The organism is Providencia sp. UF-183 (genome assembly GCF_058246155.1).
This window is the reverse complement of the sequence record NZ_JBSICD010000001.1, coordinates 237,918-252,678: the sequence shown is the minus strand read 5'-3', so window position 1 is coordinate 252,678 and position 14,761 is coordinate 237,918. Positions and strand designations below refer to the sequence as shown.

General features: G+C 41.7%; 12 protein-coding genes. 8 read left to right on the top strand and 4 right to left on the bottom strand.

Annotated features, from left to right (window positions below; all coding sequences use genetic code 11):
* Positions 1-30: 30 nt before the first annotated feature.
* Positions 31-657 (bottom strand): NAD(P)H-binding protein, encoded by a 627-nt coding sequence (locus tag AC4IFT_RS01030; RefSeq protein WP_490750400.1) that lies wholly within the window; start codon positions 655-657, stop codon positions 31-33.
* A gap of 499 nt (positions 658-1,156) precedes the next feature.
* Here AC4IFT_RS01030 and AC4IFT_RS01025 point away from each other — a divergent pair, with 499 nt between their 5' ends.
* The 7 genes from AC4IFT_RS01025 (at position 1,157) to AC4IFT_RS00995 (ending at position 11,524) form a co-directional block, all read left to right on the top strand.
* Complete coding sequence (locus AC4IFT_RS01025; RefSeq protein ID WP_490735115.1) at positions 1,157-1,903, top strand: Slam-dependent surface lipoprotein; 747 nt, start codon at positions 1,157-1,159, stop codon at positions 1,901-1,903.
* A 78-nt stretch (positions 1,904-1,981) separates the two neighbouring features.
* A complete protein-coding gene (locus tag AC4IFT_RS01020) occupies positions 1,982-3,433 on the top strand; it encodes a surface lipoprotein assembly modifier (RefSeq protein ID WP_490735117.1) in 1,452 nt (483 codons plus the stop codon).
* A 24-nt stretch (positions 3,434-3,457) separates the two neighbouring features.
* On the top strand, positions 3,458-6,421 hold the full coding sequence (locus AC4IFT_RS01015; protein WP_490750398.1) for a TonB-dependent receptor domain-containing protein: 2,964 nt from the start codon (positions 3,458-3,460) through the stop codon (positions 6,419-6,421).
* Positions 6,422-7,149: 728 nt separating this feature from the next.
* Positions 7,150-7,938 carry a DUF3100 domain-containing protein gene (locus AC4IFT_RS01010; RefSeq protein ID WP_353242116.1) on the top strand — a complete coding sequence of 263 codons (789 nt, stop codon included), beginning with the start codon at positions 7,150-7,152 and terminating at the stop codon, positions 7,936-7,938.
* Positions 7,939-7,950: 12 nt separating this feature from the next.
* Positions 7,951-8,427 carry a hypothetical protein gene (locus tag AC4IFT_RS01005; protein ID WP_219246199.1) on the top strand — a complete coding sequence of 159 codons (477 nt, stop codon included), beginning with the start codon at positions 7,951-7,953 and terminating at the stop codon, positions 8,425-8,427.
* 18 nt (positions 8,428-8,445) lie between these two features.
* Positions 8,446-9,771: an amidohydrolase gene (locus AC4IFT_RS01000; RefSeq protein WP_273827005.1), complete on the top strand. Its 1,326-nt coding sequence runs from the start codon at positions 8,446-8,448 to the stop codon at positions 9,769-9,771.
* Between the two features lie 574 nt (positions 9,772-10,345).
* Complete coding sequence (locus tag AC4IFT_RS00995; protein WP_490735125.1) at positions 10,346-11,524, top strand: M20 metallopeptidase family protein; 1,179 nt, start codon at positions 10,346-10,348, stop codon at positions 11,522-11,524.
* 60 nt (positions 11,525-11,584) lie between these two features.
* On the opposite strand, the gene AC4IFT_RS00990 is transcribed toward AC4IFT_RS00995, so the two are convergent.
* On the bottom strand, positions 11,585-12,562 hold the full coding sequence (locus tag AC4IFT_RS00990; protein WP_490735127.1) for a LysR substrate-binding domain-containing protein: 978 nt from the start codon (positions 12,560-12,562) through the stop codon (positions 11,585-11,587).
* 228 nt (positions 12,563-12,790) lie between these two features.
* Between AC4IFT_RS00990 and focA the strand changes: the two genes are divergently transcribed.
* Positions 12,791-13,648, top strand: a complete 858-nt coding sequence (gene focA / locus AC4IFT_RS00985; protein ID WP_490735129.1) for a formate transporter FocA — start codon at positions 12,791-12,793, stop codon at positions 13,646-13,648.
* Positions 13,649-13,743: 95 nt separating this feature from the next.
* Here focA and AC4IFT_RS00980 read toward each other — a convergent pair whose 3' ends face one another.
* Positions 13,744-14,484: an SDR family oxidoreductase gene (locus AC4IFT_RS00980; RefSeq protein ID WP_490735131.1), complete on the bottom strand. Its 741-nt coding sequence runs from the start codon at positions 14,482-14,484 to the stop codon at positions 13,744-13,746.
* Positions 14,485-14,736 (bottom strand): acyl carrier protein, encoded by a 252-nt coding sequence (locus AC4IFT_RS00975; RefSeq protein WP_353242109.1) that lies wholly within the window; start codon positions 14,734-14,736, stop codon positions 14,485-14,487.
* Positions 14,737-14,761: the final 25 nt, after the last annotated feature.

The window sequence follows — 14,761 nt, the reverse complement described above, 5'->3', positions numbered from 1 at the left end:
GAATATCAGGCCAATAACCATAACCTAGCCTTATTTACTGATAGTTAGGTCTGGCTGAATAAGGCTAAAAATTTGCTTTTTTAATTCGGGTTGTCTCGCAAGTTGATAAACCTGCGCAGCAACATCAGCACGCATCACTAACCCATGCGCTTCAATATTTTGCTGCAAAATGGACTTTCCTGTCGCCTCTCCATGGAGTAACCCGCCAGGTCGTACAATGGCAAAATCAAGGGAGCTGGTTTGTAACCATGATTCCGCCAGCGATTTTTCTCTTACGGCTTGGCCGAAAGCGGCTTTTGACCGTAAAGAGAGATGCTGCCATGAATCTCCACACCCCAAAGAGGTTACTAATACCATCCGGGAGATCCCCGCTTGCTCTGCACAATCAATAACGGTACGGTTTGCCAAATAGTCTTGCGAGCCCCCCATGGTGGAAATCACTGTAGCACCAGCACCTGCCGCTTCGCACGCCGCAGTCACAACCGCCTCATCGCAAGCATCCCCCACAAATACACGCACACCCTGCAATGACAACTTTTCAACGGCTTCGGTATTGCGTACCACTGCCACCAGTTGCTGCTGATTTGCAATCGCAAGCTGAGCTATCATATTCCCAACCCCTTTCCCACCTGCACCAAAAAGTAGCCACTGAGCCATAAATTCACCTTAGTTATTCACTGAAATTATGCCTCACGCTACCAGACTAATTGAAATATAAAAACCATTCATTGTGGGAATATCTCCAATCCCGTTGAAGTTCGGTAATTTTTATGTAAACAGGAGTACAGCTGGCGCAATAACCACACTTGTTAAAAACAAATAAATATCAGCAACTCTAATGATTAACTCAAACAAATGATTCATTTTAAAATTATTAAAATGTGATCAATTTAACCTTTTCATTAAAAAAACTTTAGCTTAACCATAATAACCATTAACAAAAGACAATAAAAAAACCAACTTAATATCAACAACTAACGCTTCAAATCAAAATACTATCTCATTGATACCCCTAGTTATATTATTGTTAATACGAATAATTATCATTTGCTTTTATATTTTTATTTGATTTAATGATTCGCGAAATGTATAGCCATCATGATGATTTCAAAAACCGTAACATCATTATTTCCTTTAATAAAAATGGAGTATTTAGATGAAAAAGTTAAATGTTATCGCTCTAGCCTTCGTTACCTGCGGAATGTCTTTTGGTGCTTTTGCTGCGCTAGGTTCTGATCAAAGCCAGCCGTTCAAGCCCAATTCGCCTTCCATTAAAGTTGGGCCAACTGAAGGCACCGCAGGTGGTCATGGTGGCGCAGTAGGCGACCCAGGAATCGGTGTCCAATCGGTATACAGTGGAAAAATCATTTCATTCTCAGGCTTGACCAGAATGGCGCCAAAACAACCTGGCAATGAGGCTTATGTTATCTCCATGCCTAACACATCAACCTCACATGACAAAATGGGCGTGTTTAACTTTGCCCAAGTCGCTGATGCTGAAGTCTATTTTGGCGAGTGGTCATCAACGGGCGCAGCAACTGACACAACACATACCACCTATTACTCCGGTAAAGATGTCACCACAAACATGCCAACAGCAGGTACTGCAGAGTATTCGGTTAAAGGAATTAGCCAATATAACGGTGGTGCAATGGCGGCGGGTACCCTTACGGCAAACTTTGGCACCAAATCATTAGCTGGGAATATTGGTGCAACCAACATTGATGCCACAATTAAAAATAATGCCACCTTTGCTGGTGAAGCCACCCTGAATGAAGCGGTAGGTAAAACTCGTGGTCACTTCTTTGGCGATCAGGCCAAACATATTGCGGGTGTGACCGAGTTTAGCGATCACAGTAAAGATATGGCGTTTGGCGGAAGCCGTGGAAATATCGCGCAATAATCCCTAATTCACACTCTGCTATCAACGGCGAAATGGATTTTGCCGTTGATAGCAAACTTTCAACATCGAAACTGACCTATGCGATATTCTTTTTTATTACCGTTCACCCTCGTAACGGCCTCTTTATCTGCATTCTCTGCCAACCTCGATACCGATCGCGAACAATTATTATGGCAAAAAGATAGGCAGAGTTACCGTGATAAAAGCGCAGCGGCCCCCGATGATAGCCAGCCTATGTTACTTGATGGCATGTCCATCAACCTTAATGGGCAAACTTACTCCCTCAAAAATAATGCCCAAGATCTTGGACAAGCCATTTACCTTGCGATAAATCATCGCCAATTTCAGGACGTGCAACGTTTATTACCACGTTATCAAACTTTATCTGATGCGGATCCATTGTTGGTGCTGTTTGCTAAAGCTGAAGTCGCAAAATCACAAAAAAAGTATGCCCAAGCAATTGATTATTACCAGCAAATACTAGAACGTTCCCCACATTTTTTACGTATTAAATTGGAACTGGCTCGCACCTATTATGAAGATAACCAAAACAGTGAGTCTTTGGCTCTATTTACTAACCTAATTAATGACGAAAATTTAGCGTTACCTGCAAGTGTCCAGCAAACAATTCAACAGTTTATTGCTGCCATTGAAAACCGAACTTCATGGACAGGAAGTTTATCCCTTGGTTATAAATACAATAGTAATATCAACCAAGTACCTGATAAAAATAAAGTGTGGGAAACGCCCGGAGGCACATGGAAAATGGCCGACCCTATTTCTGCTTCAGGCTTATCCCTTGATGCTAGCTTGAGTAAAATTGTCCCTATCGCAGGCCACCATTCCCTACAAATCAAAGGTACCGCTTATGGAGACCGCTATCCTCATGAGGGGGAATTTAGTGAAAATACAACTTCATTCGCTACCTTATATCGGTTTAATAATGCCAATAGTACCTTTTCTGTAGGCCCACAACTTGAGCTTAAAACCGTGGACGGGAAACGCCGATACCTTGGCACAGGAGGGCGAATCGACGGCGACTACCAATTTACCCCCCAAGTTATTCTCACCGCATCGGCTGATTACCAACAACTTCATTACCAAAAGCCCTATGACAGCGCAGATGGCAGCCGTTCAAGTTTACATCTCACGGGAATTTATGGCGTAACCGCAGAAACCTCCTTGTTTTTAGGCGCTGATGCAACTCGCGTTAGAACAGAAGTTCGTAGCGATGATTATGATCAGTTAGGCGTTCGCGCAGGCTTTTTCAGCATATTAACCCCTGATATCCATTTATTAGGTTTAGCCACCTATCGGGAAAGCCAGTTCCAAGATTTTAACGCCATGTTGAATGTGAAACGCCACGACCGCGAAGCCATGTATTTTGCACGGCTCAACTTCCCTAACTATTCGCTTTTTACATTTACCCCTTATACCAGTTACCGCTTTCGTGATAACCGCAGTTCGGCTGATGGGATCTACTCCTATCACCAGCATGAAATTTCTGTCGGGGTTGAAACCCGATTTTAAGTGTTATGGCATAGAGAAACTAAAATGTATAAATTCCCATTAAACCCAGTGGCAGCAGCAATCATCGCTACACTTACCTTCCCTGCAACCACCTTTGCAGAAAAGCAAGAACACCTTGGTACGATCACCGTCGAAGATGCAGCAAAAACCATCAAAGAACGAGATAGACAAGGCTACGACGACCAATATGATTCCAAAGGATCTAAAGTTTATTTAGGCAAAGATCTTGTCGAACGCTATAAGGGCACCAGTACCGCCGATGTCTTAAATAGCGCCATTGGTGTCTACAGCGGAGATGCCCGTAATAGTGGCGCGTTAGACCCTAATGTTCGCGGAATTCAAGGGCAAGAGCGCGTGCCCGTCACCGTCGATGGTACCGAACAATCTTTAACTGTCTGGCGAGGTTATAGTGGGGCGAATAACCGTAACTATGTTGACCCCAATTTAATCAGTAGCATTGAGATTGAGAAAAGTGGTTCTTTAACGGGCGATATTAAAACCTCTGTCGGCGGTGGTATTGCTATCCGTACTCTAGGTATTGATGATGTCGTCGCCCCCGATGAAAAATTTGGTGTGAGTTTAAAATTAGAAACCAGCAGCAATTCCACGAGAGAACGTATCTCACACTTTGCTTATGGCGAAGATTACCGCGATCATCCCGAAATTTATAAAAAAAATAACTATGTTTTCTCAGATCCTGCCGTCAATATCATCCCTAAATCCCGTGGTAATGCGCAGTTTTTTAACTTTAAAGATAACGGAGGACGAATTGCCGTTGGAACACGGCAAGAAAAATTTGATGTCATGGCTGCTTATGCATATCGGCGCCAAGGTAATTATTTTGCGGGTAAAAATGGCGCACACCGTTACAAAGAGTCCGTCCAGCTAAATGAACAACAAGCCTTACAACAACAACTTGGGCCAGACCCTTACATGCCCTTTGCTGCAAATATCTATCGTCCCGGTAAAGAGGTCACCAATACCTCAAATGAGTTGGAATCGTACTTAATTAAAACCAATTTGTACCTCACTGAAAACCAAACATTGCACGTTGGTTTTCGCCGTAGTGAAAGTACTTACGGTGAAATTATGCCGTCGCGTATTGGTTTTCAAGAACTTGAGGGCAAACACCTTGTTCCTCAATGGCCTTTAGCGCACTTTACTGTGAATGCCTACAATGCAGAATATGCGTGGCAACCTGATGATAACCCTTGGATTGACTTCAATGCTAACCTCTGGATGACTCACTCCGTTGGCGATACCAATACATCAGGTGGCTACCCTAGAGAGCCGAAAGAACGGGATTGGGGATTTGAAGGTGGCTATGGGCCAGGAAAAGACCCTAAAATTGATGGTTCCTTGATCAATACCGCCGCAACGAACTCGGAAAATGACCGTATTGGCTTTAACTTAAGCAATACGATGTCATTAACATCGAACCTTGATTTAACCCTACGGGGATCGATGCTAAAGGAAAAATTAGACTCTAATGACGTGGTTCCCTCACAAACTGCCAGCCCATTTATTGCCCTTCCCCGCAAAGGGCACCGCCAAGAAACCAGTGTCGCTTTTAACTTCAACTACCGCCCAACGAGTTGGTTAGAACTGGATGCCGGTGCAAAATACATTGATGGTTGGACTGAGGATGATTACTTAAAAGAGCAAATGCGAAAGCGTGTTAAAGGCTTCCAAAACCCCGATCAACGCCTAGCCCGAAATATCAACTATAAGCGGATATTAACACAAAGTGAGTATGACCAAGCCATTGCAAAGGGTTATAAACCCTTTGCTGGAGGCTATCGTAACGACCTAATTTTAACCTCTGTACTTGGGTTAGATGATGCTAACTATACCGTTTACATTACCAAGAGAGAAAATGGCTCATCACCTGATGAAAATGGCGTTTTAGACGTTAACTTCCAAACAAAATGGAAATCGGATAGCGATGGCCGCTATACCACAAAAACTAATCCTTTCCACAACGGCACATTTGACTCACAAGCTAGGGCAATTGACCCAGCAACAGGCAAAGAAGTGTTTGTCTATAACGATGCCTATGAGCACCCTGCTGATGAAATAACACGGGAACTAACAGAAGAAGAAAAATGGAAATTTACAGGGAAACAAAAAAGCCATGGCTGGGCGCCGGCTTTTGGTGCCAATATCTACCTCACTGATAACGACCGTATTTATGCACGTTATATCGAGACTATCCGCTTACCTAGCATCTTCGAAAATAGCATTGGTTTTGCAGGGGAAAGTGAAGCTAGAAAAGAAAAAATGACCTTTAAGCCTGAGCGCGGCAAAACTATGGAATTTGGTTACTCTCGTAATCTGCAAGATTTACTCGGCGCTGAGCGTTTTGCGGATGTCAAAATTGGCTATTACCATACGGTCATTGAGAATGCCTTTGACCGTGATGGACGGCTAAATTTCATTCAAGTAAAAGAACATAAAACGGCGGGGATTGAACTTCAAGCTCGTTACGATAATGGTAATGCCTTTATGGATGTTGGCGTGGATTATCGCTTAAAAAATGAAGTTTGTGATGATGCCGAACCCGCCAAATTGGATATCGGTAACCAGTACAACGTCTCCCACTGTACCACTGCGGGTTTCCCGGGAGGATTCTTGCGCACGCAACTTCAACCAAAGTATGCCATTAACTCAAACCTTGGCATGCGTTTTATGGATGAAACACTCGAAGTCGGCACTCGCTTACGTTACACCAGCAGTGTACAAAACAAGGACGAAAAGAAATTAATCCAGCGTTATCCGGGCAAGTATTCGATGGCGAATAACAGCCCCATGCATTGGGCACCTAATTTCACCGCGGATGCCTATGCAAGCTATCAGATTGATAAACACGTCAATGTTGAATTTTTAGTGACCAACCTCACCGACCGCTACTATATTGACCCATTAACTCGCAGCATGATGCCAGCCCCAGGAAGAACTTTCCGCCTAGGACTTAATGCACAATTTTAGCTCTTAACCGCAACTAGCCCTACATAACCGCAGGGCTAGTCGCTTTTAATAATATTTTTTCTCTTACGGCTAAACCTAGCACCTCTCATCGAAAATTTATTAAAGTGCTACCCTATTCTTGCTTTCCAATTAACAAATGTTCAATTTTGAGATCTTGATCAAAAACCCCTATCAATGTAGGTATATTTTAAATTATCAAATTTATTTGAGAAAAATAAGCGAAATCACCACCAGTTAATTATCCCAAAAATAACATTCATTTCAGATTTAAATAAAAATTAAAATGCCAAAGGTTTATAATTGGCACTATTTAAAATTCAATTCCCGCCATTATATAAATAATTTATCGATGGTTGTTTTTTCAAAATAAATAGAAAAATAAGAACAAAATCACATTATTCCGTGAATTAACGGTTTTTTACTAAAATTCAGTGAGTATTCAAAAACACTTATGAAACAACATGTTAAAAAATTAAAATAATTTTGTATATTAATGAAAAACAAGAAGATTTCATAAAAAAATAAATTGAGAATGATTCTCTTTATTTCAATTCATTAATGAATATTAATTTATGACTTTTAACCATGCCTTTTAGGCATGGCTGAGACTTTTTCGGAATATTGTCAGGAAAATAGTTTCATGGATAGTATGAATACGCAAATAATGCTTTTTAATTATAAATATATACGAATTACTCTTAAAAACATTTCCAATGAAAGGTAACACTATGGGTATATTAAAAGATAGTAAGTTGCTTTTGGTTAGCTTACTGATCATTCTTCTTTCGGAAGCAATAGGGCAAATTAAAATCAGTCTTGTGATGGTTTTTCCAATGCTTTATTCCATGTTGATGGGTGGTATTGTCAGTTTTCCAAAATTCAAAATTCTTAATGAACAAAACATGGCGCGTGCTAGCTCAATTATGAGTGTCGCGTTAGTTATCTTAATTGCAAAATTAAGCACCTCTGTTGGTGCATCTTGGGAAAAAATTATTCAAGCAGGTGGCGCGCTGATCCTTCAGGAAGTTGGCCACTTTATCGGAACTATTTTGCTCGGTTTACCACTCGCCATCATGTTAGGCATGGGACGTGAAGCCGTCGGGGCAACTTACTCTATTGGTCGTGAACCAAACATCGCCATCATCGAAGCGAAATACGGTTTAAGCTCACCAGAAGGCCGCGGCGTCATGGCAATGTACATCTGTGGTACGTTATATGGTGCTGTTTGGATGGGGATTATTGCCAGCGTTATTGCAGGACTCGATATTATGAGCCCGCTCGCGTTAGCCATGGGTGCAGGTGTCGGTAGTGGTTCGATGTTAGCCGCGTCTGTTGCACCATTACTGGAACTGTACCCACAACATGCTGCGGATATCCAAGCGTTCTCATCATCCGCAAACTTGATGTCTTCCGTTTTAGGTCTGTACATCTACATTTTCTTCTCCTTACCTTTTGCCTCTTTCTTGTACAACAAACTGAAAAGAAAACGTGCAACGGCATCAGCGGATACAGAATAAGGATACGAAATCATGAAAAAGATGGCAGAAATTGCAATAATCATCGTATTAGTTATCATCTTCACTTCACTGGGTGATGCACTAGGCGGTTCAATCTATGGCCGTGGTAGTTTTGGCGCAGTCTTTAGTGACTCGCTGATTGCGATGGCACTGTTAGGCGGTATGTCATTTGTGGCGTACTTAATCGCACAAATTCCACCATTAGGTAAATTACCCGTTATTTTCTGGGTATCCCTAATTGCTGCGGGTCTGTGTTCACCGCTATTCCCTTACGATAAAGAAATGATCGCAATGACAGGCAAAATTTCACTTGCCGTCATCAGTACCACAGTGCTGGCATTCGCAGGTCTTTCACTCGGTAAAGATATCGAAAAATTTAAAGCCATCTCTTGGCGGATCATTCCAGTCTCACTGGCGGTATTCACGGGAACGTTCTTATTCGCTGCACTTATTGGTCAAGTGACTCTTTCATGGAGTGGCGTTATCTAAATAGAGGAAATATTAACCATGACAATGACCAAAGACCAATTGAAAGCCAAAGTTTGCGAAGCTATCGCGTCAAACAAAGACGTTATCAAAAAGCTGGCAGATGATATTTGGGCAGAGCCTGAACTGGGTTACAAAGAAACCAAAACGGCAAAAAAAGTTGAAGCTGCGTTTTCAGCGTTAGGTGTCAACTACCGTAATCAACTGGCCTTGACTGGTGTCAAAGCACGATTGAAAGGTGGTAAAGGGAGCAAGCACAGTATTGCTGTGATTGGTGAACTCGATGCCATCATTTGTGCAGAACACCCAGACGCCGATGACCTGACAGGTGCGGCTCACTGCTGCGGTCACAATGCGCAAATTGCCAATATGATGGCAGTGACAATTGGTCTGGTTAAGTCAGGTGCGATGGAATACCTCGCGGGGGACGTGGTTCCCTTCGCGGTTCCCGCAGAGGAGTATGTCGAGCTTGCTTACCGTAATAAATTGATTGAGCAAGGAAAAATCAATTATATCGGTGGCAAGCCCGAGCTCATTTCCCTCGGTGAGTTTGATGATGTGGATATGGCAATGCAAATCCACTTAACCAGTGTTAAGCCTGAGCGCGATATCGGTTTTATCGAGATGTCGACAACCACCAACGGGTTTATTGGCAAACTGATTAACTACAAGGGTAAATCTTCCCATGCCGCAGCTGCGCCACATTTAGGTGTGAACGCACTCAATGCTGCCATGATGGGGATTATGGGGGTAAATGCAATTCGCGAAACCTTCCAAGAAAAAGATTATATCCGTTTCCACCCAATCATTACCCAAGGTGGTGATTTGGTGAATGTCACCCCAAGTGATGTGCGTATGGAAAGTTATGTCAGAGCCTCAAATGTCCCAGCGATGATTGATGCTAATGAAAGAATTACTCGTGCGCTGGTTGCAGGGGCAATGTCTGTTGGTGCAGAAGTGGAAGTAAAAGATTTACCGGGTTACTTGCCACTTTATAACAACGACACACTCAATGACTTACTGCAACACAATGCGCATGACTTAATTGGTGAAGACAATGTTTGGGTTGCTGAACATATGACAGGCAGCACAGATACTGGCGATCTTTCTCATATCATGCCGGTGAGCCACCCGTGGATTGGTGCAATACGTGGTGGGTTACATGGTAAAGATTACGTGGTATTTGATGATGATATGGCGTATATCCGCCCAGCTCAAATGATGGCGATGACCATTATTGACCTATTGTTTGATGATGCGGCGGGCGCTGATGCCCTTATGGATAATTACAAACCACTCATGAGCAAAGAGGAATACCTCGCATTTATTAGCTCCTTTAAAAATTAATTCCCTCCCCTAAATATGCTGTTTTTAGCATCGTATTTAGGGGTGTTTCTTATACATATCCACTAGCCTCCCTTTTTATTTATATTTATCACTGCTTATTTTTAAATATATTTAATCTTATTGAAAATTTTATATTTACCAAACCAATTAATTTATTTCAAATAACGCATTAAAATCATAAACCCTTAACACAAATAACTTTAATGAATATAAAAAAGTTAATATTCACCTTTTAGTTTAAAAAATTAACGCACTGATTTTTAATGATTTTATGAAAATTAAAATTTACTATTTTTATTTCACCCCCTCACCATCCCTATTCTTCATGAGCCATGAAATACTGATATGATATAAATACGATCCCCGTCACGCATACTTTGCGAATATTAACGTTAAAATCTATCCAACCAATAATAATCAACAATAACCACCACAGATATTTTTCTGATAGTCGGCTTATTTTGAAAATAAAATGCAGTTATGTTACGTCAGTGCGATATCGAATCGAACGCGCTTACATCAGGGACCCTTTTAACAGCATGAAAATTGCTTTCTGTATACGGGAAATAATGTAATGACCAATAAGTACAATATTAGCGAAAAGCTCTTTGCGCTTGAGACATTCAGCAAAAAAACGCGCCAAGACTTACATAAAATTCCTGAGTTATCAGGCCAAGAATTCAAAACATCGCAATACTGCCGCGAGCTGATGCAAAGTTTTGGCTACAACATTCGCCTATTTGAAGGTTATACCGGTTTTACCGCAGATCTCATTATTGACCCTTCGAAGCGTTTAATTGCCTATCGTACTGATATCGATGGCCTTGAAATGCCTGATTTAACCTGCAATGAACACAGCTCTGTTCATGAAGGTTGTGCCCATAACTGTGGTCACGATACCCACATGACAATCGCGCTGACCGCGGCAAAATATCTCAGTGAAAACCGTGATGAACTAACCCATAACGTGCGTTTTATCTTCCAAATGGCGGAAGAAGACATGCGTGTACCCGGTGCCAATAAAATGGTTGAAATGGGCTGCATGGACGGCGTTGATGAGGTTTATGGCTTACACAATGATGCGGCATTTGAAACGGGCAATATCAAGTTTAACGCGGGTGTCATGTCCTCTTATGGCTCCGCTTGGACACTGGATGTGCACGGTGTTTCTGCGCACGGTTCAACACCGCATAAAGGGTTGGATGCCATTCGCGAAGCCACGCGTATTATCGATTATATGGATTACATCGTTGCGAAAAAAACCGATCCTTTCAGCCCTGCGGTCTTTGGCTGCGGCATGATTAACGGTGGAACCATTCCAAACGCATTAGCTGATCACGTCCAAGCGCGTGGAACCATTCGCTCAATGGATGAAGAAACCGACAAAATCTTAAAAGCGAGCTTTAAAGAGATTGTTGAGCGCAGTGAAGCGGGCGGTTTTAAAACGACACTTGAATGCAGTGGCTACCCTGCGGTTGTTAACCACCCTCAAGCGGCTAAAGTTATTTATGATGCGGCAGCAGCATTCTTACCCGTTGAAAACATTGAGCCAAATGGTAAGCCAATGACAGGAAGTGAAGACTTCAGTTTTATGGTCAATGCCACAAAAGATAAGCTTGGCGCGATGTACTTTTTAGGCAGCGGTAGCCAAGCGAAAGGGATTAATAACTACTTGCATGCAAACCCTTATTTTGTCGACGATGACTGCCTATTAATTGGCGCTCAGATTTTTATTAATATCGCGACACGTTAAAACGAAAATAATACACACAGCAATCTAAAGCCGAATAACCTAAATTATTCGGCTTTTTTCTTAGAGTTCAGGTAGTGAACGATAGAGCTCGTCTCGCTCGTTTTTATCTGTTGGAACCCACTGTGCGGATTGGTGAATATAATTTAAATCAAGGTGGGGAGCATAACTGGAAATAAAGTCATACATATAGTCTTTCAGGTGCATATGTCGACTGATACACACATGGGTGTAGCTCGGCTTCACTAAATTACTGATATCAATGCAGCGTAATGTCTCGCTGTCTTCTTCAGGGTCAAAGGCGACTGTCGAAATAATACCTACCCCTGCCCCGCGCTTCACATAGTATTTAATAATTTCTGTATCAACTGCCGTTAATACGACATTTGGCGTTAATTTATTTTGATAGAAAACTTGGTCCAGCTTTGATTGCCCCGTAAACCCAAATACATAAGTAATGAGCGGGTACTGAGCCAGTTCCTCAATGGTTAATTTTTCACACTGGGCAAGTGGGTGGTCATGCGGAACGATAACGCTGCGCGACCATTGATAGCAAGGCAATGCAAGTAGGTCATCATAAAGGTGCATTGATTCCGTCGCGATAGCAAAATCCACATCGCCATTGTTCACCATTTCCGCTAACTGCGCTGGCGCACCTTGATGAAAATGCAGGGAAATATTGGGGTAACGTGCATTAAAACGCTCAATCACTTTGGGTAATTTATAACGAATTTGTGTATGTGTTGTCGCAATATGCAGGTTTTGTTTAATCGTCGTATCTTCGTGGGACACGATATTTTTGATTTTATCAAACTGCGCCAAAATATCGCACGCCACTTGATGAACTTGTTCTCCAATCGGGCTTAATGAAAGTAAGTTATTATTTTTCCGATTAAATAAAGAAACATTCAGCTCATCTTCCAGTAGTTTAAGCTGCTTACTCACTGTAGGTTGCGAGGTATACATTTTTTCAGCGGCATTGGTGATATTAAAATCACTCCTTACCACCTCAACAAAACTTTTTAGCTGACTAATGTTCATTGCTGATTTATCCAGTTTAAATGGATCAAAATAAGAATTAAAAAGAGATAATTTTTATACAACATGCACCCTGTTGCGCGCAATAATTGTATCACAAAAAAAATAAGCCCACTAAATTAATGGCTATTCATTAGCCCTTTCTAATGATAAAACTCGCTCAACCTTGGCATAGGTTATGCATTTATTTTGCAATTACCTCTATCCATAGCACTATCCAAGGAGCATCTCATGAAAGACAATAATATCTTTGACTTACGTCTCCCGGCGGAAATGGCTAAAGTCGCAGAGCAAGCAGGCCTTTATAAAGTCAGCAAAAAAAAGGATATTAGCTTTTTTTTGGCGATTATGGCCGGTATCTTTATTTCTATCGCATTTACGTTCTATATCACGGTTACAACAGGCGCGGTTCCCGCGAATTCCCTCACTAAATTAGCTGGGGGGCTTTGCTTCTCATTAGGGCTGATTTTAGTCGTGGTATGTGGTGCCGACCTTTTTACCTCAACAGTCCTGACCGTCATGGCAAAAGCCAGCAATTTAATTACGTATAAGCAATTGATTGGTAATTGGATATTAGTTTATCTTGGCAATTTTGTTGGAGCAATTTTCTTTGTTGCGCTTATCTGGTTTTCAGGGCAGTTGATGAACAGCAATGGGCTGTGGGGGCTAAATGTTTTACAAACAGCCGACCATAAAATGCACCATACGTTTATTGAGGCAGTTTGCCTTGGCACACTGTGTAACTTGATGGTCTGCCTTGCGGTTTGGTTAAGTTACTCTGGTCACTCTTTGACCGACAAAATTGTCGCTTTGACGCTGCCGATCGGCATGTTTGTCGCCAGTGGCTTTGAGCATAGCATCGCCAATATGTTTCTTATTCCCTTAGCCATTGTCATACGCAACTTTGCCCCTGATACATTTTGGGATGCAATCCACAGTTCCGCTGATAGTTTCCCTGCCCTCACTGTCAGTAATTTTATTACTGACAATCTGATCCCCGTGACCATTGGCAATATTATTGGTGGTGGTGTATTGGTCGGTATAACCTACTGGTGGATTTATTTGAAAAATCAAAAAGGTGAACATTAATAAAACTAAAAATAACATCAACACACATTCACCATTTATGGCCGAATTAATACAGAGAGTTAATTTTATATTATGACCCATTAACTCTCTGTTGATTATGCCGTTAGGCCGCCATCAAGCACCAAGGTTTGCCCTGTCAAATATTGGCTGCCATCACCAATTAGAAACTCTACCATTTTGGCAACTTCTTGTGGCTGACCTAAGCGACGTAACGGAATATTTTTGCACATCGACTTTAATTTCGCTTCAGGCATCGCCCGCGTCATATCACTCTCAATCAAGCCAGGCGCAAGGCAATTTACCCGTAAACCAAATCGCCCAACCTCATGCGCTAAAGAGCGAGCCATTCCCATCATCGCCGCCTTACTTGCCGCATAAGCCGTTTGTCCAACATTCCCTTTTAAGCCAGTAACCGATGACATTAATACAATAGAACCCGAATTTGTCATTAACATCGCAGGTACCAATTTTCGATTCCAATTCACAATGGAAATCAAATTATTGTCTAGAACATCTCGCCAAATATCCGCATTCTGGTGAATATGTAATGCATCCCTAGCAATACCCGCGTTATGTATAATGGCTGCAGGGGCGCCAAACTTATCTAATAAAGATTGGGATAACACCTCGACTTGTTCTTCATCTTTACCATCACATTGAAACCCTTTTATCCATCTATTTGGACGTCCATTTTCGAGTGAAGAAAGTGTACTCGCTATGCTTTCGGTACTACGCCCAGTGAAAATAACATTCCAGTTATGTGATAACTCAGCGACTAATGCCTGACCAATTCCCCGGCTTCCACCAGTGACTAACACCCACTTATGGTTTTCCATTTAGGATTCAGACTCCTTATCTACATGTTCACAGAGTTCTTTAATTGAAAGATTTGGGTGTTGAATGAAAAAATCGGCGTCTAACGTAACATTAAAATCACGTTTCACTAGCACCATTAATTCAACATAATCTAAGCTATCAAACTCTAACTGGACTAATGTCAGATCCTCATTGACCTCTTCACTTTCTAAATCTTTTGCATCACAAATCATTTCGCTAATTTTGTTATAAATTGTTTGATATTGGCTCATTTTTTTATCCTTTCACTGTTATCGA

Bases quoted from the DNA above. Each gene is read 5' to 3' on its own strand.
- AC4IFT_RS01005 (WP_219246199.1), top strand. From the start codon at position 7,951: ATGAAAAAGATGGCAGAAATTGCAATAATCATCGTATTAGTTATCATC.
- AC4IFT_RS00975 (WP_353242109.1), bottom strand. From the start codon at position 14,736: ATGAGCCAATATCAAACAATTTATAACAAAATTAGCGAAATGATTTGT.
- AC4IFT_RS01020 (WP_490735117.1), top strand. From the start codon at position 1,982: ATGCGATATTCTTTTTTATTACCGTTCACCCTCGTAACGGCCTCTTTA.
- focA (WP_490735129.1), top strand. From the start codon at position 12,791: ATGAAAGACAATAATATCTTTGACTTACGTCTCCCGGCGGAAATGGCT.
- AC4IFT_RS01015 (WP_490750398.1), top strand. From the start codon at position 3,458: ATGTATAAATTCCCATTAAACCCAGTGGCAGCAGCAATCATCGCTACA.
- AC4IFT_RS01030 (WP_490750400.1), bottom strand. From the start codon at position 657: ATGGCTCAGTGGCTACTTTTTGGTGCAGGTGGGAAAGGGGTTGGGAAT.
- AC4IFT_RS00995 (WP_490735125.1), top strand. From the start codon at position 10,346: ATGACCAATAAGTACAATATTAGCGAAAAGCTCTTTGCGCTTGAGACA.
- AC4IFT_RS01010 (WP_353242116.1), top strand. From the start codon at position 7,150: ATGGGTATATTAAAAGATAGTAAGTTGCTTTTGGTTAGCTTACTGATC.
- AC4IFT_RS01000 (WP_273827005.1), top strand. From the start codon at position 8,446: ATGACAATGACCAAAGACCAATTGAAAGCCAAAGTTTGCGAAGCTATC.
- AC4IFT_RS00990 (WP_490735127.1), bottom strand. From the start codon at position 12,562: ATGAACATTAGTCAGCTAAAAAGTTTTGTTGAGGTGGTAAGGAGTGAT.
- AC4IFT_RS00980 (WP_490735131.1), bottom strand. From the start codon at position 14,484: ATGGAAAACCATAAGTGGGTGTTAGTCACTGGTGGAAGCCGGGGAATT.
- AC4IFT_RS01025 (WP_490735115.1), top strand. From the start codon at position 1,157: ATGAAAAAGTTAAATGTTATCGCTCTAGCCTTCGTTACCTGCGGAATG.